Source organism: Gordonia sp. L191, from assembly GCF_030077625.1.
Lineage (GTDB): Bacteria > Actinomycetota > Actinomycetes > Mycobacteriales > Mycobacteriaceae > Gordonia > Gordonia polyisoprenivorans_A.
In genome coordinates this window covers 2312798-2333312 of sequence record NZ_CP125996.1, presented here as the reverse complement: position 1 = coordinate 2333312, position 20515 = coordinate 2312798, and the positions used below count along the sequence as shown (strand labels likewise).

General features: G+C 66.4%; 21 protein-coding genes. 7 read left to right on the top strand and 14 right to left on the bottom strand.

Going from position 1 to position 20515, the window contains the following annotated elements; translation table 11 throughout:
• Positions 1–5: 5 nt before the first annotated feature.
• The 3 genes from QNM97_RS10580 to ilvD all read right to left on the bottom strand — a co-directional run bounded on the left by QNM97_RS10580 (position 6) and on the right by ilvD (position 4879).
• Positions 6–1307 (bottom strand): ammonium transporter, encoded by a 1302-nt coding sequence (locus QNM97_RS10580; RefSeq protein ID WP_208791297.1) that lies wholly within the window; start codon positions 1305–1307, stop codon positions 6–8.
• Positions 1308–1417: 110 nt separating this feature from the next.
• Complete coding sequence (locus QNM97_RS10575) at positions 1418–3100, bottom strand: ABC-F family ATP-binding cassette domain-containing protein (protein ID WP_283822683.1); 1683 nt, start codon at positions 3098–3100, stop codon at positions 1418–1420.
• A 63-nt stretch (positions 3101–3163) separates the two neighbouring features.
• Positions 3164–4879, bottom strand: a complete 1716-nt coding sequence (ilvD, locus tag QNM97_RS10570; RefSeq protein WP_283822682.1) for a dihydroxy-acid dehydratase — start codon at positions 4877–4879, stop codon at positions 3164–3166.
• A gap of 19 nt (positions 4880–4898) precedes the next feature.
• On the opposite strand from ilvD, the gene QNM97_RS10565 reads away from it, so the two are divergent.
• The gene (locus QNM97_RS10565; RefSeq protein WP_283822681.1) at positions 4899–5288 is read left to right on the top strand and encodes a hypothetical protein; all 390 of its coding nucleotides are present in this window, start codon (positions 4899–4901) and stop codon (positions 5286–5288) included.
• 26 nt (positions 5289–5314) lie between these two features.
• Here the strand turns inward: QNM97_RS10565 and QNM97_RS10560 are convergent, their stop codons facing one another.
• Positions 5315–5779 (bottom strand): SRPBCC family protein, encoded by a 465-nt coding sequence (locus QNM97_RS10560; protein WP_283822680.1) that lies wholly within the window; start codon positions 5777–5779, stop codon positions 5315–5317.
• A gap of 68 nt (positions 5780–5847) precedes the next feature.
• Positions 5848–6159, bottom strand: a complete 312-nt coding sequence (locus QNM97_RS10555) for a hypothetical protein (protein ID WP_283823162.1) — start codon at positions 6157–6159, stop codon at positions 5848–5850.
• 197 nt (positions 6160–6356) lie between these two features.
• On the opposite strand from QNM97_RS10555, the gene QNM97_RS10550 reads away from it, so the two are divergent.
• Positions 6357–7811, top strand: coding sequence for an MFS transporter (locus QNM97_RS10550; protein WP_283822679.1), 1455 nt, complete (start codon positions 6357–6359; stop codon positions 7809–7811).
• A 59-nt stretch (positions 7812–7870) separates the two neighbouring features.
• Here QNM97_RS10550 and QNM97_RS10545 read toward each other — a convergent pair whose 3' ends face one another.
• From QNM97_RS10545 to QNM97_RS10525, 5 genes are all read right to left on the bottom strand, one after another.
• Positions 7871–10252: a lysylphosphatidylglycerol synthase transmembrane domain-containing protein gene (locus tag QNM97_RS10545; RefSeq protein WP_283822678.1), complete on the bottom strand. Its 2382-nt coding sequence runs from the start codon at positions 10250–10252 to the stop codon at positions 7871–7873.
• Positions 10253–10406: 154 nt separating this feature from the next.
• Entirely contained in the window at positions 10407–11024 is a 618-nt protein-coding gene (locus QNM97_RS10540; RefSeq protein ID WP_283822677.1) for a dihydrofolate reductase family protein, read from the bottom strand.
• An 81-nt stretch (positions 11025–11105) separates the two neighbouring features.
• The gene (locus QNM97_RS10535) at positions 11106–11567 is read right to left on the bottom strand and encodes an SRPBCC domain-containing protein (RefSeq protein WP_283822676.1); all 462 of its coding nucleotides are present in this window, start codon (positions 11565–11567) and stop codon (positions 11106–11108) included.
• Between the two features lie 7 nt (positions 11568–11574).
• Positions 11575–12222, bottom strand: coding sequence for a dihydrofolate reductase family protein (locus QNM97_RS10530; RefSeq protein ID WP_283822675.1), 648 nt, complete (start codon positions 12220–12222; stop codon positions 11575–11577).
• A gap of 1 nt (position 12223) precedes the next feature.
• Complete coding sequence (locus QNM97_RS10525) at positions 12224–12562, bottom strand: ArsR/SmtB family transcription factor (RefSeq protein ID WP_283822674.1); 339 nt, start codon at positions 12560–12562, stop codon at positions 12224–12226.
• A gap of 116 nt (positions 12563–12678) precedes the next feature.
• Between QNM97_RS10525 and QNM97_RS10520 the strand changes: the two genes are divergently transcribed.
• Positions 12679–13452, top strand: coding sequence for a DUF6319 family protein (locus tag QNM97_RS10520; RefSeq protein ID WP_283822673.1), 774 nt, complete (start codon positions 12679–12681; stop codon positions 13450–13452).
• Between the two features lie 6 nt (positions 13453–13458).
• Here QNM97_RS10520 and QNM97_RS10515 read toward each other — a convergent pair whose 3' ends face one another.
• Both QNM97_RS10515 and QNM97_RS10510 read right to left on the bottom strand, forming a co-directional pair.
• Complete coding sequence (locus QNM97_RS10515) at positions 13459–13998, bottom strand: tetratricopeptide repeat protein (RefSeq protein ID WP_283822672.1); 540 nt, start codon at positions 13996–13998, stop codon at positions 13459–13461.
• Between the two features lie 12 nt (positions 13999–14010).
• Positions 14011–14841, bottom strand: coding sequence for an SDR family NAD(P)-dependent oxidoreductase (locus tag QNM97_RS10510; protein ID WP_283822671.1), 831 nt, complete (start codon positions 14839–14841; stop codon positions 14011–14013).
• 163 nt (positions 14842–15004) lie between these two features.
• On the opposite strand from QNM97_RS10510, the gene QNM97_RS10505 reads away from it, so the two are divergent.
• On the top strand, positions 15005–15502 hold the full coding sequence (locus QNM97_RS10505) for a hypothetical protein (protein ID WP_283822670.1): 498 nt from the start codon (positions 15005–15007) through the stop codon (positions 15500–15502).
• Here QNM97_RS10505 and QNM97_RS10500 read toward each other — a convergent pair.
• On the bottom strand, positions 15436–16209 hold the full coding sequence (locus QNM97_RS10500; protein WP_502875024.1) for an acyl-CoA thioesterase: 774 nt from the start codon (positions 16207–16209) through the stop codon (positions 15436–15438). The two genes, QNM97_RS10505 and QNM97_RS10500, sit on opposite strands and share 67 nt — an antisense overlap.
• A gap of 332 nt (positions 16210–16541) precedes the next feature.
• Here QNM97_RS10500 and QNM97_RS10495 point away from each other — a divergent pair, with 332 nt between their 5' ends.
• Positions 16542–18053 (top strand): class I adenylate-forming enzyme family protein, encoded by a 1512-nt coding sequence (locus QNM97_RS10495; RefSeq protein WP_283822669.1) that lies wholly within the window; start codon positions 16542–16544, stop codon positions 18051–18053.
• A 58-nt stretch (positions 18054–18111) separates the two neighbouring features.
• Here the strand turns inward: QNM97_RS10495 and QNM97_RS10490 are convergent, their stop codons facing one another.
• Entirely contained in the window at positions 18112–19032 is a 921-nt protein-coding gene (locus tag QNM97_RS10490) for an AraC family transcriptional regulator (RefSeq protein ID WP_283822668.1), read from the bottom strand.
• Positions 19033–19113: 81 nt separating this feature from the next.
• Here QNM97_RS10490 and QNM97_RS10485 point away from each other — a divergent pair, with 81 nt between their 5' ends.
• Positions 19114–19554 carry an anthrone oxygenase family protein gene (locus tag QNM97_RS10485; RefSeq protein WP_283822667.1) on the top strand — a complete coding sequence of 147 codons (441 nt, stop codon included), beginning with the start codon at positions 19114–19116 and terminating at the stop codon, positions 19552–19554.
• Positions 19555–19803: 249 nt separating this feature from the next.
• Entirely contained in the window at positions 19804–20469 is a 666-nt protein-coding gene (locus tag QNM97_RS10480) for an HAD family hydrolase (protein WP_283822666.1), read from the top strand.
• Positions 20470–20515 lie beyond the last annotated feature (46 nt).

Sequence of the window (20515 nt, the reverse complement as noted above, 5' to 3'; positions counted from 1 at the left end):
TGTGTTCACCGACCACCGGCGGTGTGGAAGTCGTAGGCCGACTCGGCATGTTGTGCGTCGTCGATGCCGTCGACCTCGTGCTGGCGATCGGCACGTAGACCCATCGTGTACTTGAGTGCAAGACCGATGATCCCGGTGACGACGACGGCGTAGGACAGTACCGCCACCACAGCCACCGCCTGGCGCCACAGCTGATCGAATCCGCCCCCGTAGAACAGCCCGTCCACGCCGGCCGGTGCAGAGCTCGAGGCGACCAGGCCGATCATCAGGGTGCCGACGACACCACTGACGAAATGCACCCCGACCACGTCGAGCGAATCATCATAGCGCCAGCGGAATTTCAGTTCGATGGCGTACGAGCTGAGCGCACCGGCGACAGCGCCGATCGCCAGCGCTCCGAGTGGCGTCACCGCCGAACACGAGGGCGTGATGGCGACGAGGCCGGCGATCACACCCGAGGCCGCCCCGAAGGAGGTGGGCCGACCGTGCCGGGCGTATTCGACGACGAGCCACGACACCATCGACGCCGCGCCCGCCCCGAGGGTGTTGACCGCGATGATCGCCGCGGACCCGTTGGCCGCCAACGCCGATCCGGCATTGAACCCGAACCAGCCGAACCACAAGAGACCGGCACCGAGCATGACGAACGGCAGGTTGTGCGGGCGCATCGGATCCTTGGGCCATCCCCGCCGCCGTCCCAGGAGGATGGCGAGCACCAGCGCCGACGCACCCGAATTGATCTCGACCGCGGTACCACCGGCGAAGTCGATGGCCTTGAGGTGAGCGACGATCCAGCCGCCGTGCTCTTCGGTCAATCCGGGTGCGCTGAACACCCAGTGTGCGACCGGGATGTACACCAGCAGCGACCAGATGGTTGCGAACACCACCCACGACAGGAACCGCATCCGGTCGGCGACCGCACCGGCGATCAACGCCACGGTGACCATCGCGAACCCGGCCTGGAAGGCGACGAACAGGATCGCGGGAATCGTGCCGACGAGCGGGATCGTCGTCGGATGCGCGGCATCGTGACCGAAGGTGTGCTCGAGGCCCGGGAACGAGCCGAAACTCCCGATCAGTCCCGCGTGATCGTCACCGAAGGCCAGCGAATATCCGACGACGACCCACAGGATCCACACGATGGGGATCGCCGACAGACACATCATCATCATGTTCAGGACGCTCTTGGAGCGGACCATGCCGCCGTAGAACAGTGCGAGAGCGGGTGTCATGAGCAGGACGAGCGCGAATGCCACCAGCATCCACGCCGTGTCGGCACCGTCGGGAATACCGTACTTGGGGAACATCGCCGCCTTCCGTTGCGTCCGGGCGACGAAAGTCTATCGGCTCAATATTCTTCGGCTGCAGGGGATTAGACTATCGAGCCAAACCGGCATTTCGGGCTTTCGGGGCGCCGTCACAACACGTCGTCGACGACGCGGCCGGACTCCACCCGCCACCGGCGATCGAGGCGGACGGTCGCGATCATCCGCCGGTCATGGGTCACCAGCAGCAACGCCCCGTCATAGGCGTCGAGCGCCTTCTCCAACTGCTCGATCGCGGGCAGATCGAGGTGGTTGGTCGGTTCGTCGAGCACCAGCACGTTGGTGCCGCGGGCTTGCAGGAGCGCCATCGCGGCACGGGTTCGTTCACCGGGGGAGAGCTCGGCGGCCGGGCGTTCGACGTGGCCGGCCCGTAACCCGAACTTCGCCACCAGAGTTCGGATCTCGGCCACCGAGAAGTCCGGCAACAGCTCTTCGAAGCGCTCGACGAGCGCACTGCCGCCCCCACCGAGCTGGGAACGCGCCTGGTCGATCTCACCGATCGCCACACTCGCGCCCAGCGACGCTCGCCCGGAATCGGGTTCGACGCGGCCGAGCAGAGCGCGCAGCAGGGTGGATTTGCCCGCCCCGTTGGGGCCGACGATGCCGATCCGCTCGCCGGCGTCGACCTGCAGCGAGACCGGGCCGAGGACGAAATCACCCTGCCGGACCACGACTTCGTCCAGGGTGGCGACCACTGAACTCGACCGAGGTGCCGACCCGATGGAGAAGTCGAGAACCCACTCCTTGCGCGGCTCGGCGACCTCCTCGAGGCGTGCGATGCGGCTCTCCATCTGCCGTACCTTCTGGGCTTGTTTCTCGCTGGAATCGGCGGCTGCCTTGCGGCGCAGCTTGTCGTTGTCGGGCGCCTTCTTGATCGCGTTGCGCACACCGTGACTCGACCACTCCCGCTGAACACGTGCGCGGGCGACGAGGTCGGCCTTCTTGTCGGCGAATTCGTCATAGGCCTCGCGCTTGTGGCGACGCAGTACCTCGCGTTCCTCGAGGTAGGCGTCGTAGCCGCCACCGTAGATCGTGGTGGTGTGTTGGGCGAGGTCGAGCTCGAGTACGCGGGTCACCGTGCGCGCCAAGAATTCTCGGTCATGACTGACGAGGACCACCGCCGCGCGCAGGCCGTCGACGAAGGTCTCCAGACGTTGGATTCCGTCGAGGTCGAGATCGTTGGTCGGTTCGTCGAGAAGCACGATGTCAAAGCGTGACGCCAGCAGGGCGGCGAGTCCGACCCGCGCCGCCTGTCCGCCGGACAGTGAGGTCATCAGCGTCGACCCCGGGTCGAGGTCACCGGTGTGCCCGGCGCCGCGCAGACCCAGGTCGGCGAGGATCGCCGGTAGTCGCTCGTCGAGGTCGGCGGCACCGGTGGCCAACCAATGATCCAGTGCCGCAGCGTAAGTGTCGGCGGGATCGGGTCCACCGGGAGGCGGGGTCGACGACAACATCTCGGCGGCAGTATTCATCGCCTCGGTTGCCTGCGCACATCCCATGCGGCGCGCCACGTACTGCGCGATGGTTTCGCCCGGAACACGTGCATGCTCCTGCGGCAGCCATCCGACGAAGCCATCGGCCGGCGCCAGTGACACTTCACCCTCGATGGGGTCGAGATCGCCGGCAAGGATCCGCAGGAGCGTCGTCTTTCCGGCGCCGTTGGCGCCGACCACACCCACCACGTCGCCGGGCGCCACGGTGAGATCGAGTCCCTCGAACAGGGTGCGGTGGCCGTGGCCACCGGCGAGGTCCTTGGCGACGAGAGTTGCGGTCATGCCCTCATGATTCCGCACCCTGCCGGTCCGCGGTCTGCCGGTATCCGGGATGTCGGTACGCACTCATTCACAGATCGCGCCTCGTGACGCCGAGGTGACCAGCTTGGCGTACTTCGCGAGGACGCCGCGGGTGTAGCGCGGCGGCAATGGGATGAATGTTTCTGCACGCGAAGCCAATTCGTCGGCGTCGACGAGCAGGTCGAGGGTGCCCGATCCGACGTCGAGGCGGATCCGGTCCCCGTCGCGCACCAGGGCGATCGGTCCGCCGTCGACGGCCTCGGGGGCCACGTGCCCGACGCAGAGTCCGGTCGTGCCCCCGGAGAAGCGGCCGTCGGTCATCAGCAGCACGTCCTTGCCGAGGCCGGCGCCCTTGATCGCACCGGTGATGGCCAACATCTCGCGCATACCCGGGCCGCCCTTGGGGCCCTCGTAGCGGATGACGACAACATCGCCCGCGGTGATGGTGCCGTCCTCGAGGGCATCCATCGCCGCGCGCTCCCGATCGAAGACGCGTGCCACCCCCTCGAACACGTCGGAATCGAATCCTGCGGATTTCACCACCGCCCCGCCCGGCGCCAGAGATCCGTTGAGGATGGTGATCCCGCCCGTGGGATGGATCGGAGAATCCAGGGCGCGCAACACTTTTCCGTCCGGATCCGGCGGTGCGATGTGGGCGAGGTTCTCGGCCATGGTGGCCCCGGTGACGGTGAGACAGTCGCCGTGCATCAATCCGGCGTCGAGGAGTGCCTTCATCACGACCGGGAGGCCACCGATGCGGTCCACGTCGGTCATGACGTGGCGGCCGAACGGTTTCACGTCGGCGAGATGCGGTACGCGCGAACCGATCCGGGCGAAATCCTCGAGAGAGAGTTCGACGTCGGCCTCGTGTGCGATTGCGAGCAGATGCAGGACGGCGTTGGTCGACCCGCCCAATGCCATCACCACGGCGATCGCGTTCTCGAATGCCTCGCGGGTCATGATGTCGCGCGCGGTGATCCCGCGGCGCAGGAGTTCGACGACCGCCGCGCCGCTCTTGCGCGCGAACTCGTCTCGCCGACGATCCGGTGCCGGTGGTGCGGCACTGCCCGGCAACGACATCCCGAGAGCTTCGGCGACCGCAGCCATGGTGTTGGCGGTGTACATCCCGCCGCAGGCGCCCTCACCGGGGCAGATGGCACGTTCGATGGTGTCGACATCGGCGCGACTCATCAGACCGCGTGCACACGCGCCGACCGCCTCGAAGGCGTCGATGATCGTCACCTGATGTTCGGAGCCGTCGGCCAGTGTCGCGTAGCCGGGCAGGGTCGAACCGGCGTAGAGGAACACGTTGGCGAGGTCGAGTCGCGCTGCCGCCATCAGCATGCCGGGCAGCGACTTGTCACAGCCGGCGAGCAGCACCGAACCGTCGAGGCGCTCGGCGCTCATCACGGTCTCTACGCTGTCGGCGATCACCTCGCGCGACACCAGGGAGAAGTGCATGCCCTCGTGGCCCATCGAGATGCCGTCGGAGACCGAGATGGTGCCGAACTGCAGGGGATAGCCACCGGCCTCGAACACCCCCTCCTTCACCGCGGTGGCCAGGCGGTCCAGCGACAGATTGCAGGGGGTGATCTCGTTCCACGACGAGCCGACGCCGATCTGTGGTTTGACCCAGTCGTCGTCGCCCATCCCGACCGCACGCAACATCCCGCGGGCTGCGGTTCTCTCCAAACCGTCGGTGACATCGCGGCTGCGGGGCTTGATGTCCACCTCGGGTGTGGACTCGGTCTCGGGACTCATGGTGCCCACCCTAGAACCGTTGGCGTCCCAACGCGGGCCGTTGGTCGACTACTCGACCTTCGACCATCGCTATGCCGGGTTCGACGCATTCGGCAGCGCGCAGAGCTGGGCCAATCTCCTCGAGGTGATCGCTCTGGTCTGGGTGCTGACACATCGGCGACGATTCTCGGCCGTCGTGGTCGGGCTCGTGGTCAGCGTCGCCACCTTCTGGAAGACCGTGCTCTATTTCCTGGTGGAGATCTGCAGCGGACTCGACATGACCCGACAATCACTGGAGCGCGGCGATCTCGGCGGCTTCCTGATGGTGGCGGTACTGCCGAACCTGATCTGGATCGTCGTTCCGGGTGTGGTCATCGTCGTTCTCGGGAGGCAGGTGCTGCGAGCGGGTTCCGCGCCGCCGAACCGGTAGTCGCCGAACGCGTTTCGCAACAGCGTCTAACCAGTGGTCTCGGCGGCCAGCCGGGCCAGGGTGTCCTCGAGTTGATCGGCCGACACAAGCGGGAACTTCACCTGCTGCAGCAGGTCTTTGTCGGTGACCTTGGACCAGTCGTAGGTGTGGCGCACGAGAGTGGCGTCGGGACCCTGGGATTCCAACTCCCACACCCATTCCCATCCGGGAGGCTCGGTGCCGGCGGGTGCGGTCTGCCAGGCCAGGAGTTTGTCCTTGGCGTAGCCGGTGACGTGGTTGTCGGTCTTGTACTCACCACCCATGTGCGGGCCGTCCATGTTCATGGTGAACACGTCGCCGACCTTCTGGATACGGTCGGCGTGCTCGACACCGCGAATGAAGCCGGAGCCGTCGAGTTTCTGATGACGCTGCGGGTTGCTCAGGACGTCGAAGACGGTATCCACCGGCGCATCGATGACCCGGTCCACTGTGACACTCGTTTGTTCACTCATCACTCCACCGTGCCCAAGGGGCGTCGACTTGGCAACCAGCCATCGGGGGACAGCCGTCGGATCATCGGCTACTGCCCGTAGGTGTGGCGCAGGTTCGCGTTGATCAGGGTGCCGATGCGCTGGCACAGGTGTCGGAACTGCCGGTCGTCGGGTGCAGGCGGTTCCACCAGCAGGGTCCAGCGCAGATCGGTGCCCCCATCGGCGCGGGCCGTGAGGTCGAAGGCGATCCGGGCGTCGGGGCGCTTGAGCCACAGCGACGACCAAACGACGTGGGAGGGCCGCTCGGATTCGAGCACCGCCGGCGCGATCTCGTCGTCCTCGAGGTGTAGCCACGGGCGACGTGGCTGACGATCGGGGTCAACGAGATCGTCGAAGATCACCCAGGGCGGCGCCGGCTGAGAACGGCGCTTCGAGGCGATGGCATCCACCCGGTGAGCGTAGGTGACCAGCAGTGACGCAGGCACGCATCTTGCACGACAGTGTGCGACAGCAGGCGACAGGTCACGACAGAGCCACGACAGAACCGCTACCTAGCGTTGTCGGTAATCGAACCCCGGCTGTCCGCTAGGAGGACCTCATGACCAGCGTCACCACCGCGCCGACGACCACGTCGCGCACCTACACCTCGCTCGGAGCGGCATGGATACCGCTCGCCGCACTCTGTCTCGCGTTCTTCGTCGAGATGGTCGACAACACTCTGTTGTCGATCGCTCTGCCCACCATCGGCCGGGACCTCGGCAGCGACACCGTCGCGCTGCAATGGGTCACCGGCGCCTACTCCCTGACCTTCGGCGGCCTGCTGCTGACCGCGGGCTCCATCGCCGACAGATTCGGCCGACGGCGAGTGTTGCTCATTGGCCTCACCGCCTTCGGTCTGCTGAGCCTGCTCGTCGTGTTCGTCTCCACGACAGGCGAACTCATCGCCTTGCGCGCCGCGCTCGGTATCGCTGCCGCCGCGATGGCACCGATCACCAATTCGCTCGTGTTCCGCCTCTTCGACGACGAGACCCTGCGGATGCGTGCGATGACCGTCATGATCGTGGTCGGCATGGCCGGGTTCGTCCTCGGTCCGGTCCTCGGCGGCACCGCCCTGGCACACGTCCGCTGGGAATGGCTGCTCGTCGTCAACGCACCGATCGCGCTGATCGCCGGCATCGGTGTCCGGCTCGGCGTCGCCGCCGACCGCTCCGACGGTCTGACCAAAGATCGACTCGACCTGCCGGGCGCACTGTTGAGCATCGTCACGATCGGCCTCGCGTGCTGGTCGTTGACCAGCGGCGTCGAGCACGGTTGGGTGTCGTGGCCCACCATCGCCTCCATCGGCGGCGCGGTGCTCGCCGCAGCGGCCTTCATCTGGCACGAACTTCGTTCGGCCGCTCCGATGCTCGACGTCCGGCTGTTCAAGGTCGGGACGATCCGCGGTGCCACCATCGCCCAGATCGGCACGTCGATCGCGATGGCCAGCGTGATGTTCGGACTGATCCTGCACTTCCAGTACGCCTACGGCTGGAGCCCGGTCAAGGCCGGTCTGGCCAACCTGCCGATCATCGTCACCATGCTCGTCGCCACACCGATCTCGGAGTGGTTGGCCGGCCGGTTCGGACACCGCATCGCCTGCCTCGTCGGCGCAGCCTGCCTGGCCGGATCGCTCGGCGGCCTGGCATGGGGTGTCGAGCACGGCTATCTCGTCATCGCGCTCTCGATGGTCGTGATGACCATCGGTCTGCGCACGGTGATGACCATCTGTGCCATCGCCCTCGTCGAGGCGATGCCGGCCAACCGCACGTCCATCGGCACCGCGCTCAACGACACCGCCCAGGAGGTCGGCACGAGCCTGGGGACTGCCGTCATCGGCACCATCATCGCCGCGGTGGTCACCACCCAGCTCCCGGCGGGCACCTGGGGCGCCGATCTCGTCGAGTCGTTCTTCCACGGAGAGCGGCTGACCTACGGCATCCTCGCGGTCGTCGTCGGGGTCGTCACCGCGGTTGGCGCGATGGCGCTGACCAACTCACGCAGCACCCAGGAGTGACCGCTCGCCGCCTCCGAACACACCGCATGCCCGGCCACCAGGCCGGGCATGCGGTGTGTTCAGATCATGTTCTTGCGGGTCATCCAGTGCATCACCGGCCACCCGATGAAGACCGGTAACCAACACGTCAGGACGCGATAGAGCAGCACCGCGGGTACCGCCACCGCCGAGGAAAGGCCGAAGGCGGCGAGTCCACCGATCAGCGCGGCCTCGACGGCGCCGACTCCGCCGGGCGTCGGTGCGGCAGATGCCAGGGTTCCGCCGATCATCGTCACCACGGTGACGGTGACGAACGACGTCTGCCCACCGAAGGCGTACACGCTGGCCCACAGTGCCAGCGCTCCGCCGAGAGTCGTGGTGGCACAACCCAGGACGATGGTGCCGAGCCGCTTGGGCTCACGTGCCACGTCGAGGATATCGGTCAGCAACTCGATCACCTTGGGCCGCAACGACGTTCCCAACCAATGCCGAAGCTTGGGAACGAGGAGGAACACACCGACGACGCCGAGCAGAGCGCCGGCGACCAGGTAGAGCACCGTGGTCGAGGGAACGAAATGTTCGAGGTTGGTCGACGTGCCGGCCAACGTGGTGAACACGATCAACAGCGCGACGTGGACGATCACCTGCACACTTTGTTGCAGGGCGACCGCCGTCGTCGCGCGGACCCCGCCGAGACCGCCCTTCTGCAGGAACCGGGTACTCAGGGCGAGCCCGCCGACACCCGCCGGGGTGGTGGTGGCGGCAAAGGTGTTGCCGAACTGCATGATCACGAGGTTGCGGAAGCTGACCACGCCATCGGCGCACGCCCACAACGCCGCGGCAGCGCCGACATAGGTGAGCATCGACACGACCAAACCCATCAGCGCCCACCACCAGTCGAGGCTGCGCAGTTCACCGAAGAAGGTCGGGACGGTGCTGATGAACGGGTAGGCCACGTACACAAGCGCGACAAGTAGTACGAGTTGGATGACCTGGCTGCGGGTGAACCGGGTGATCGGGGCGGCCTGGATCTCGCCGCCGGTTTGCGAGACGATCTCCTCCCGCGCCTGCGACAGCGTAGATTTCGCGTCGGCGAGACCATCCCGGATACGGGAGGGCAGAGCGGTTTTGGTGAGGCGTCGGGAGGCGACCAGAACCCGATCCTCACCGAGCACATCGATGGCCGCGGTGACCGCGGCCTCGGCGCCGTACAACTCGGTGGTGCTCGCGAGCATCTGAGCGATGTCGGACTCCATCCGATTCTCGTTGGCGCCGTACTCGGCGTGGGTGAACCCACCGAACAGGACGGTCCCGTCGAGAACGGTGATCCGACTTGCCCGGAGATCACCGTGCGCGATCCCGTGTGAATGCAGTTCCTGCAGGGCCTCCCACAGCGCCCGTGGCGTGGTGTCGGTGATCGCGGCGTCGAGGTCGCGGCCGCGACGCGTGCGGTGGGCATACATCGTCCATCCCCGGTCAAGGGAGGCGACAGCGAGGGGAGCGGAGTCGGCGAGCCCGACGTCGCCGACGGCGATCGCCATCAGTCCGCGATGCTCGACCATCCGGCTGACCGAAAGCTGCAGCGGCCCGGTCTCCTGGGTTCGCAGTCGGATCTTGCGGACGAACTGCCGGAGCAGTCCGGCACTGTGCTGATTCGGGCCGTAGAGGTCGATGGCCACGCGACCGCAGTCGTCCGAGTCCGACGTCGAGGTCGCCTCCAGCCCGAGAGGCCCGGTACCGGCAGGGGTGACGATCGACAGCGCCGTCACCTCGATTCCCCGTTGCCCCAGCACCCGAACCGCGCCCTCCAGCGGTACCACCAGAGCGGGCGTGCCGACCACCCAGACGACGATCGACCCGACCAACCAGCCGGTCGACAACCCGAAGACCGCACCGGCCGGAACGACGGAGCTGACCACGAGATGGATGGGGATGAAGGCCAGCAACAGCGTCCACCACCAGCGCCGCCAACGGGCCGGCAACCATGGCCCGGACACGGTCAACACCGCGGCGAGCATCGCGATCCACCGCGGGTCGTCGAGGAATTGCGAGACAAGCGAATTGAATCGCTGGTGTCGGTCGAAGTGCCAATTGGGTGCGCTGACACCGTTCTCGCTGATGGACAACGACAGGAAAGTGATCGCCGCTGCGGCGCCGTAGGCCCACAACATGCGCCACTGACGCGCGGCGAGCAGTTCCAGCAGGATCACGAACGGCAGCGCAAGAATTGCCAGACCGTAGGCGAGGTAGACCAGATCGGCCTGGGTGGGCGACAGGACCCCGATGATGCGGGAGATGGACTGCTCGAGATCGACCCAATTGTTGCGGGTGATGAGCGAGCCGACCACGACCACCACGAGCATCAGCGTCGCGGCCACCACCCGCAGGATGTCGGTGGTGCGACGCCACAGCGGTTGCAGCAGGCTCCCCGTTACGGTGATCTGCCGACCGTCGACGTCCATCTGCCCCGAATCTCCGCTGACTATGTGCCGCCCCGTGCTCCGGTACGCGCCGGGGCCGTCGAGCTTCCCATAAACATAGTCGGCGCCGCAGCGTCGGAGGGTCGCGGCGGTCCGGCGTGGTGGGGCAGGACTGCGACCGCCGGCGACGCGGTCTTCACGACTGGGCGTCTATGTGACCGACTCCCGGTGTGCCGTCGGCTCGCGCGTACCGCAGGTAGATCGTTCCACCCGGCGAGGCCGTCGGCTGCTCGAGAAGAGTCAGGACGGTGGGCAGCGCGCCCCGATCGAACACCTTCTTACCGACGCCCAGCACGATCGGGTGCACCCACAGATCGAGTCGATCGAACAGCTTCTCTCGCACGAGCGTCTGTACGAGGTTCAGGCTGCCGACCACGGTCACGTGCTCGTGCAGGTCCCGAAGTTCACCGACGGCGGACACCATGTCGGGTCCGAGAAGATGTGAACCCGACCAGGTCAACTCCGGATCACCGGTTGACGCAACATACTTGGGAATGCTGTTGAAAAGCGTGGCGAACGGCGACGATTCGGGGTCCTGATTCGGCCAGTACCCGGCGAAGATGTCGTACGTCCGACGACCGAGGAGCAGAGCATCGGTGTGCTCGTAGGCGACGACCTGCGCTCCGCTGACCTCGTTGAGCAGCGGTACCTGCCACCCGCCGTACGGGAAGCCGTCGGGATCCTCATCCGGGCCACCGGGTGATTGGCCGACGAGATCCAGCGTGGAGAACAGTTCGATCTGGATGATGCCCATGACAGACCTCCGGGAGTGTGGCGTGCAGTGTCGGAGATATCGACACGCCGGCCGCGCGGAACTCATCGCCCCGGAAGGGTCTCAGCCGAGATAAGCACCCAGCGCGTCGAGTAGGCCACGCGTGCCCTTCTCCCGGTTGGGTCCGTCGGCCCAGAACCGGTCGAAGAACACCCCGTGTTCGGCGTGTGTGAATCGCGTTCCCGCATCCACCGATTCGAACTCCAGCGATGCCACCGACGTCGACATGTGAAGGCCGTCGATCCACATGTCGTATGTCGTGACGATGCGGTTGTGCTCGACGATGTCGGTGTAGGTGGCCACATATCGCGAGACCGGGCCGTCGTGGAATCTGCCCTCGGCGACGTCACGACCGCCGACCCGGAAGTCGAAAGCCCACTCGATGGGATCCACCGCGTCGCCGCCGCCCCACCAGGCGAGCTTCTCCTGTTCATCGGCAAAGGCATCCCAGACGCGGTGCACCGGCGCGGGATAGTCGCGGGTCAGGGTGAATTCGGCGCGCGCGAGCCGACGTTCGATGCTCATCTGTGTCCTATCGGGTGAAGGTGACGTGGATGGTGCCGCTTTCGGCGACCTCGGTGGTCACCGTGTGGGTGCGGTCGAGGGCGGGCAGGTCGTCCCACAGCCGCATTCCTCGGCCGAGGATGATCGGGGCGACCATGAGGTGCAGATGGTCGACGAGTCCCGCGCGCAGGAACTCGCGGGCGGTGCGCACCCCACCTCCGACGCGCACGTCGAGTTCACCCGCCGCGGCGGACGCTTCGGCGAGCACGTCGTCGACTGCGCCGCTGCGGAAGTGGAAGGTGGTCCCGCCCTGCATCTCGATCGGGGGACGTGGTGCGGTGTGGCTCAGGACGTAGACGGGCGTACCGAACGGTGGTTCGTCGCCCCACCAGCCCTTCCAGTCCGGGTCGTCGGGGTAAGCGTGCAGTCCGAACATCGAGGCTCCGATGATCTCGGCGCCGATTCCCTCGAAATGTGCTGCGGCATAGGTGTCGTCGACGCCGGTGGTGCCTGCGCCGCTGGTGTCGCCGAAGACTCGCTCGTGAAAGGTGCGGGTGGCCGCGTAGGACGCGGTGAGCCGCCCCCAGTCCTCGCCCATCGGGTTGTCGGGGGATTCGCCGCCCATGGAGGTGTATCCGTCGAGTGAAACAAACATGTCGATGCGAACGCGGGTCATGTCAGGTCTCCTTGCGAGTCGTGCGGGTCAGATGGATGCCGAGCCGATCGGCCTGGTGTTCTGCAGGAGTGCGCCGCTCGCCGAGCCAGACATGCAACACATCGAGTGAACCGGGGCGCAGGCTGACGGTGCGAACCCGTCCAACCTTGTGCGACAAGATGATCCCGGCATCTTCGAGTACCCGCAGATGTTGCATGAACGACGGCAATGCCATCGGGAACGGTGCCGCGAGTTCGGATACGACGGCCGGCGAGGTTGCCAACCGTTCAACGACGGCGCGACGAGTCGGGTCCGCGAGAGCGCGGAGCACCGTGTCGAGATCGTCGTGATACTTAGGCACATACCTAAGTGTTGCCGACGCGCAGGTCGGAGTCAAGGGCGCATCAACGTTCGCGCCGGACGTCGGCGAGGTTCATCGGCCGGATTGTCGAAGCCCACTACCGTCGACTCGCACACATGTGCGAGTATGGTTCCGTGAGTGCACGCAAAGGGGACGGTCTGACGTCCGACGACCTGACAGCGCTGTCCGCCGGACTCGCCGCGGGTAAGAGAGTCACGGTCTATCTGCGCGACCCCATGCCCTCCCTCAACCTCGACGCCGGGACCTCGGCTCGCGTGGTGTCCATCGAGGGATCGGTCGTGACGGTGCGCCCGAAAGGCGTCGACGATCAGTTGCCCTTCGAGGCGAATGAACTGCAAAGGTCGCAGGCCGCAACGGGGTCCGCATCTCCGGCACAGAAGCGTCCTGCCGCGAGGCCTGCACCTGCGAAGGTCGCTGCACCGCCATCCGTCCCGTCTTCGCCGCCGGTCACGTCGAACTCGACAACCCGGAAATCCGAATCCAGGCCCGGGGGAGCAGGCACCGCAGCCCCGACGCCACGAACCGTGAACACGAGTCCGCAGAGTTCGAGCGCTGCTCCGAAGCCGCCACGGCGAGCGAAGACCACGACAACCGCCGTGAGCCTCACACTCACCTCAACCCCCGCAGGAAGCTGGGCCGTCTCGGTGTCGCAGGGCAGCAAGAAAACCGTCAAGGCGACCGAGGTGACCGCTGATCGCGTGGCGCGGGCGATGCGCGAACTCGGCAACGACGCCGCCATCGCCGCCGTCGACGAGGTCATCAGCGCAGCGCGCGAGGCGGCGCAACGCAGGATCGACGAACTCAGTCACGAACTCGAAACCGCGCGTGCGGCATTGGCACATCTCGAGGATCAGGCGGCGGATAGCTGAGCGGTACTACGCGCTGTCGGTGCCGCCGCCGTCGAGATCTCGTAAGTACTGCGCGTTACCTCTGATCGCCGCCTCGTAGCGTGGGATGTCTCCGTCCCTCATCTCGTCGGCCACGAGCTCGAGCACCATCGCGAGGGAAGTCGCGGCCCGGCCGTCGGCATGGACACTGAGGGCGTGGAAGACGCGCAACGCGTGCGATCTCGGAAAGCGTTGGCACGCGTCAGCGAAAACGGCAAGGGACTCGTCAAGCCGCCCGAGATTGCGCAGGGTGCTTCCATATTGGAGTAGGCAGCGCGTCAGACGGTCACCGGATAGCCCGGCCGCCAAGGCTTCTCGATACAACGCCTCCGCCCGGACCCCATCGCCGGCCGTGTCGTAGGAGCCCGCCAACTCGTACAAGACGGCAGCGTGTCCGGGGTGACGCGCGAGCAAGTCCTCGAAGTACGTAATCGTCGGCTGCATGTTCGCGCGGTCCCGCTGGTCGAATCCGTGGGCAATGGCTGCTTCGAGTGCGTGATCGTCGAGTGCGTCACCGTCGGTATTCACGATTTCGATCTCCTACTGTTCGGCGGTGAGCCAGGTACGGGTGACTCCCAGGACGCGCTCGCCATCGAGATCGGCCAGCGAGATACCGGCGAAAGTCGTTGCGGCGTCCGAACTCTGCCACCGGAACCGGAAACTCTCGGCCATCGCGGCGTCAGCGATGGCGAGCGCCGCGCTCTGAGCAGTCTGCGCGTTGGCGAACGCACCGGCGGTTCGGCTGAGATAGGCGTCGAGCAGCGGACCGTAGGCGTCGGCACCTTCGGGACGCTCAGCGTTGGAGACGAAGTCGCTCGCCACGGCGGCAGGTTCGATCACCGCGACATGCACGTTGAAGTTCTCGGCGACCACCGCCAGGGACTGCATGAATCCTTCGACGGCGAACTTCGCGCCGCAGTAAGCGTCGGCGAATGGTTGTCCGACGACGCCACCCACACTCGTGACCGTCAGGATGCTGCCGCTGCGGCGTTCCCGCATACCTGGCAGGACGAGCTTCGTGAGATTCACCGGGGCAAGGTAATTCACATCCAGCTGCGCCTGGATGTCCGACATCGACAACTGCTCGGCGGTCGCCACACAGCCCTGACCCGCGTTGTTGACCAAAACATCGATCGCGCCGTGGTCGCTGATTACCTCGTCGACCAGGCGGGCGGCGGCAGTGTGGTCGACCACGTCGAGAGCACGGATGTCGAGATCTACACCGGCGTCGGCCGCAGCGTCACGCAATCGACCGGATCGACCGGTGTCGCGCATGGTGGCGACGACCCGCACGCCGCGTCGGGCGAGCTCGACCGCCGCGTACATTCCCATGCCGGAGGAGGTGCCGGTGATGAGTGCTACTTGTGTCATCACCACACCGTAATCGTGGCGGTGTCGGGTCCGGATGGCATTGCGTCGGCCGCAGCGTTGCACGGCGATGATGTCTCGTCCGCGTTGGTTGTCGGCGGTGGCGACTAGTGTCTGCGGCGAGCACGCCCCACACATCCGTCGGCCGACCAGGAGGAAACAGTCAATGGCCAGTGGTTACCGATCATCAGCCGACTGGACTGCGGTGGCACGAGTCATCGCCGAGGCCACCGACCGGGGGATCGGCGCGGCACGCACTCACGAGCTCGAAGAGTTACGCGACGCTGTCGAGGAACTCGCGATCCACGCCGACGCCGCCCGTGACGTACACGGCCACTTGGTCCGCGAGCTGCTGGAAACGTCCTACCAGGACGGGCTCGACGGCGACGACGTTGCCGAAGTCCTCAACCGCACCGTGAGTGCCACCGGACGCTGGCACGCCGAGGTGGACCCCACCGCCGTCGCGGTGGTGCTCACCGGCGCGCTCGGCGTGGCAGAGCGGCCCGATGACGGAACGACGTCGGCGCCCACACCGTCCGACGTCGTCGTCGCGGCGCTTCTGGTGGCCGCCGATCTGGCGTCGGCGACCGCTGTCGATCACGGCCCGTATGTGACTCGTGCCGTCGAGGAGCTACGCCGCGCGCAGACAGTCGAGATTCCCTGAGGGACTCGGTGGCACGAAGTGCCCGACGCGCCACAACCGTTGGTGGACACCGCGGCGATCCTCCCCGCAGGCCAGCCGAGGACCCGCCGACTCTGGCGTGCCGTGGCCGGCAACCGTCCCGACTCATCTCGCAAGGGCGTGTCATCGACCGACCACCCTCCCGATGTCGACACATTCCGCGTATGGACGAGGGCGGGCGCGGGCGACGGGTCGTCGAGCGCGGCGGTCGGGACGGCCAGGGAAGCCGAGAGCGTCGGAAAGACCCCGGGCGGAAGGCAATCGGCGAGAAGCGCGAGATAGGCGAAATCCACCGACATCGGTGTTCTCGTCGAGATCCACGCCCGCATCCAGGCATCCTCCGAACCGGTCAGCGGGAGCGCGCCATCGGTGGGACGAAGGTCGAGATGTCCACCCATCGGAACGATCTCGGGCGGGATCATGAATGGTTCGCAGTCCTCGGGACGCGCGACGACATCCGCCGACACATCCACGATGTCGGCTGGGGACGCCGGCCCCTCCCGGCCCAGGGTCACCGTGGCGGCCGCGACATCGCGACCGCTCTGAATGATGCCGACATCGACGATACGCGTGCTGCCGCCGATCTTCTTCTCGTGGGGAGTCAGGACGAGTTCACCGTCGGCAGGTCGTCCAACGAATCGGAGGTCGAGCGCTCGCACCGATCGATCCGGTACGGCCGCCACTGCCACGTGGACAGCCAGAGCCGCGATCACCCCGCCATGCGGACCGGACCACCCCCACCATGAGCGATCGATGTCGGCCGACTACGTGCCCTCACCAATCGGCTTGGCCGAGAACTCATCAACCAGCGCCTGCCTACCGAGTTGTTTCACGCAACCGAGGTAATCACACTGAGTTTCGTCACGCAACTTACTTCACGCAGGGTCTCAGACCTCCGCCGATCGGGGGAGGGCACACTCCGCCGGCCGATCAGCCGATCGGCGGTCCCCAGAGCATCACAGTCCCGAGCACACTCACATGTGTTGCCGGTTCCGACGACACCCTTCGGAAAGAGCGCACCATGACCACCAGCCACGAGACCGGGTTCGACGGCTCCTACATCGCGGCGATTGCCGCGCGTCTCGACGAGAACCGAGACACCGTCGTCCTCGAAGACGACGACCGGACCTACCCGGGAAAAGCGCTGCAGGACATGCTCGATCACCTCGATCGCGCACTGTGGTCACAGGGTGTGCGCCCCGGCGACCGGGTCGCGTTGATCGCCCCGGTCACCGCCACTGCGATCGCTGCGCGGTACGCCGCATCGCAGATCGGCGCGGTCACGGTGTTCTGCCCAGGTGCCGGCACTCCCGAACAGCTTGCCGTGTTTCTGTCCCGCATCGCGCCCAGCCACGTCATCGTGTTTCCGGAGACCGTCGACGCGGTGGCCGCGGCCGGCGCCTCGACGGCGCTCTCGGTCGGGGCGGTGGACGGTGCGGTCAACCTCCTGGCCGTTCAGCCGGGCGTCGACGGCGTCCATCCTGCCGTGACCGTCGACGCCGACGATGACTGCGTGATGGTTGCCTCGGGCGGGACGACAGGGGTTTCCAAGGCGAGCATCCGCTCCGTCGGTGAGTACCGCAGGTTGGTCGATCTCGGTTCCAACCCTGGACGTCGCCAGCTGGTGTGCACGCCGCTCGCCTATATCGCGCAAACCATGGTCGACGCCACGCTGCTCGGCGGCGGCACTGTTGTGCTGCGCCGCAGCGCCGATCCCGGCGTCATCATCGATACCGTGCAGCGGCGCCACATCACGCACCTGACGCTCGTCGAACCGCAACTCGTCGAATTCGCTTACGACGACGCTCTTTCCGACGCCGACCTGTCGTCGCTGATCATGCTGACCCACGTCGGCGCCGACGCCGCACCGGCCTTGCGCATGAAACTGCTGATGCGGCTTGGCTCTCCGGTCCTCGCAAACACCTACGGCGCCAGCGAGTTCGGTCTCGCCAGCATTCTCGCCGGCCCCGACTACACCCTGGGCTCGCCACATCTGGCGACCGTCGGACGACCCCGCCCTGGCATCGGCCTGCGCGTCGTCGACGACACCGGCACACCGGTGGGTGACGACCAGTCCGGGTTCATCGAGGTACACACACCGGAGCAGGCGTACGCCTGCAGTGTCAGCCCCGCCAATTCCGGCTTTCTACCCGATGCTTGGTTCCACACCGGCGACGTCGGCCTCATCCATGAGGGTTATCTGCAGATCCGCGGACGCGCTGGGGATCGCCGGCGCACAGCACGAGGAGATCGGTTTCCTGTCGACCTCCAGCAGATCCTCTGCTCGAATCCCGCTGTGCGGTATGCCGTCGCGATCCCCGCACCTGCCGGCACCGACCAGCCTTTCGGTGCCGCGATCGTCCTCGACGCGGGCGCGTGGGAGGACGTGCTCACCGACCTGAATGCCCACCTCGTCGCCAGGGCGCCGGAGTTCGCGGGAACCCCGATCGCTATCGTCGATCACGTCCCGACGACCGAACAGGGCAAGCCGGATCGCGCGGTGATCAGCTCGATCGTGTTCCCGTCCACCTAGATCGGGTCACCGTGGGCCGTCTCATCAGCGCGGCGCCCACCGGCGACGGCACCACCCATCACAGGTGGGCGTGACGGTAGTGCGCTGGACTCAGTCCGTGTACCGATTTGAACGCATTACTGAACGAGTACGCTGACCGGTATCCGACTTGGCGAGCGATCGTCTCGAGCCCGTCGTCCGTGGCGATGAGGGCGTCGGCCGCCAGCGTCATCCGCCAGCGCGTGAGGTATCGCGCCGGGGTTTCGCCTACGCCATCACGGAATTTGGCGGCCAGTCCGGACCTGGATACGTGCATCGCGGCGGCCAAAGAGACCACGGACCACGGCTTCTCGGGTGATTCGTGCATCAGGTCCAGTGCGCCGGCGACGGTCGGGTCGACGGCGCCCGACAGCCATCCCGGCCCGGCCAGTGGCGCTGCGGCGCGGATCACCGAGGCCACGACGACGTCGAGGAGACGATCGATGACAAAGCTGTGCCCGGGTTTCGGATCGGCGAGTTCGCTACGCAGCAGGGCAAGTAGTGTTTCGTCGACGCTCCCTGGTGGTGGGACCGTGATGTCCCGCAACTGCTCGGTCAGGTGGTGGCCGACCTGCGACGCGCGGGCATAGGTGCCCACCAGCAACTGGTCGGTTCCGTCGTCGTCATTTCCCCATGTGAGCAGACCTCGGTGCGCAGTGGACCGCATCGTCTCGGACAGCGGAGTACACACTCCGCCTTCGATGATGCGCACCGTCGGAGGGCGTTGTGGTGCATCGGCGACAACGTAGCGCGGGCCGTGTGCGACCAACGCCACCTGGCCTGCCACCAGCCGCACCGGCCGTCCTGAACCAGCGAGCCATACCGCTCCGCGATCCACAGCGATCACCGTGAGCGGGGCGCCGTCATCGATGTCGACCGACCACGGCGCGGTCATCGACAGGCGCAGCGCGAACAGGCCCTGCGCGCGCAGACTGGACAGCATCCGAAACAACGGGTCCACGACCTCAGATTAGACGTCTGCGTATGAATGGTGGACGTCTCGGCATGGAGAACGCCAGACGTTCGACCGATGCTTGGTCCCATGATTATGAAGACAGTGATCGGATCAGCCTCGATCCTCAGCGCGACTCTGGCAGGCTTCTACTTTGCTTACGCCACAGTGATCACCGCTCAGGGCGGAGTCGACGGCACGGACGCGATGCGCAGGATGAACTCGGCTGTCGAGCGTCCGCCGTTTCTCGCGCTCTTCTGCCTCGCCCCGCTGCTCGCGGTGGCCACGGCGGTCTGGATCGTCGTCGCCGGCCCGCGGGACGCTCGTGGGCTCGCCGCGGTGTTCGGTGCAGTGTGCGCGATTGCCGCTTGCGTGACGACGGTGGCGATCAACGTACCCCTCAATCAGCGACTGGCCGCCGGCTCGGTGGAATGGGCCACGTTCACCCGCACGTGGGGAACGTGGAACGTGCTACGCCTGTGGTTGTCGTTGCTCGGCGCGATCGGGATGGGAGTGGCCGCGCTCCGCTGACCGCGCGTACACCGCCTGGCGAATGGTCGACGCCGCCACAAGCCGCTCCGACGCTCATCGTTGTCGGTGCAGGACCAGATCGGCGAATCCGACCTCGCGGGCGGTGCTATTCAGAACCGGTTGGGAGTCAACTGGTTTCGTGGGCATGAGGGCTTTCATGCTCGTGTGGATCAGCAGTAGTCAGACCGTCGGAACTACGTGAGAGTGTCGGACGGCCGGCTCTCCGCCGGCCGCACCTATTCTGTGTGAATGGTGAACTTGCCGACACACGCGAGCGCGATCGTCTTCGACTGCGATGGACTGTTGCTGGACACCGAGACGTGCTGGTCAAGGGCCGAAGCGTCGTTGTTCGCCGACTATGGCTTCGGGTTCGGCCCCACCGAGAAGGACCTCCTGATCGGCCGCACACTCGAAGCCGCCTGCGCCAACATGGCCGACTACATCGGTCGGCCCGGCACCGGACCCGAATTGGAGGCGACTTTGTTGCCGCGTGTCCACGCAGAGCTCGCCGCCGGTGTCGAACCCATGCAAGGGGCCGTTGATCTGCTGGAGATGCTGGCCGGACGCGTCCCGTTGGGAGTGGCGACCAACAGCCAACGAGGCATGCTCGAAACCGCTCTCGGCTCGGCATCGATCGCGGAGTTCTTCGACGCGTCGGTAGCCGCCGACGAGGTCGACGAGCCCAAACCGAACCCAGAACTGTACCTGCGTGCATTCGAGCTGCTGTCCGCGTCCCCACAATCCGGCGTCGCACTGGAGGACTCGTCCACGGGTGTCGCCGCCGCGCGCGGTGCGGGCGCCTACCTGATCACCATTCCGTCCCAGGCCGGCAAATTGCTCGACGGTGACCTCGTCGCCGCGGCTCTCGACGATCCTCGCATCGTCGAATGGGCGCGAACTGTCGTCCCGCTCTGACTGCGTGCCTCGCGGGACGTGGGATTATGGCACGTTTACCTTCGTT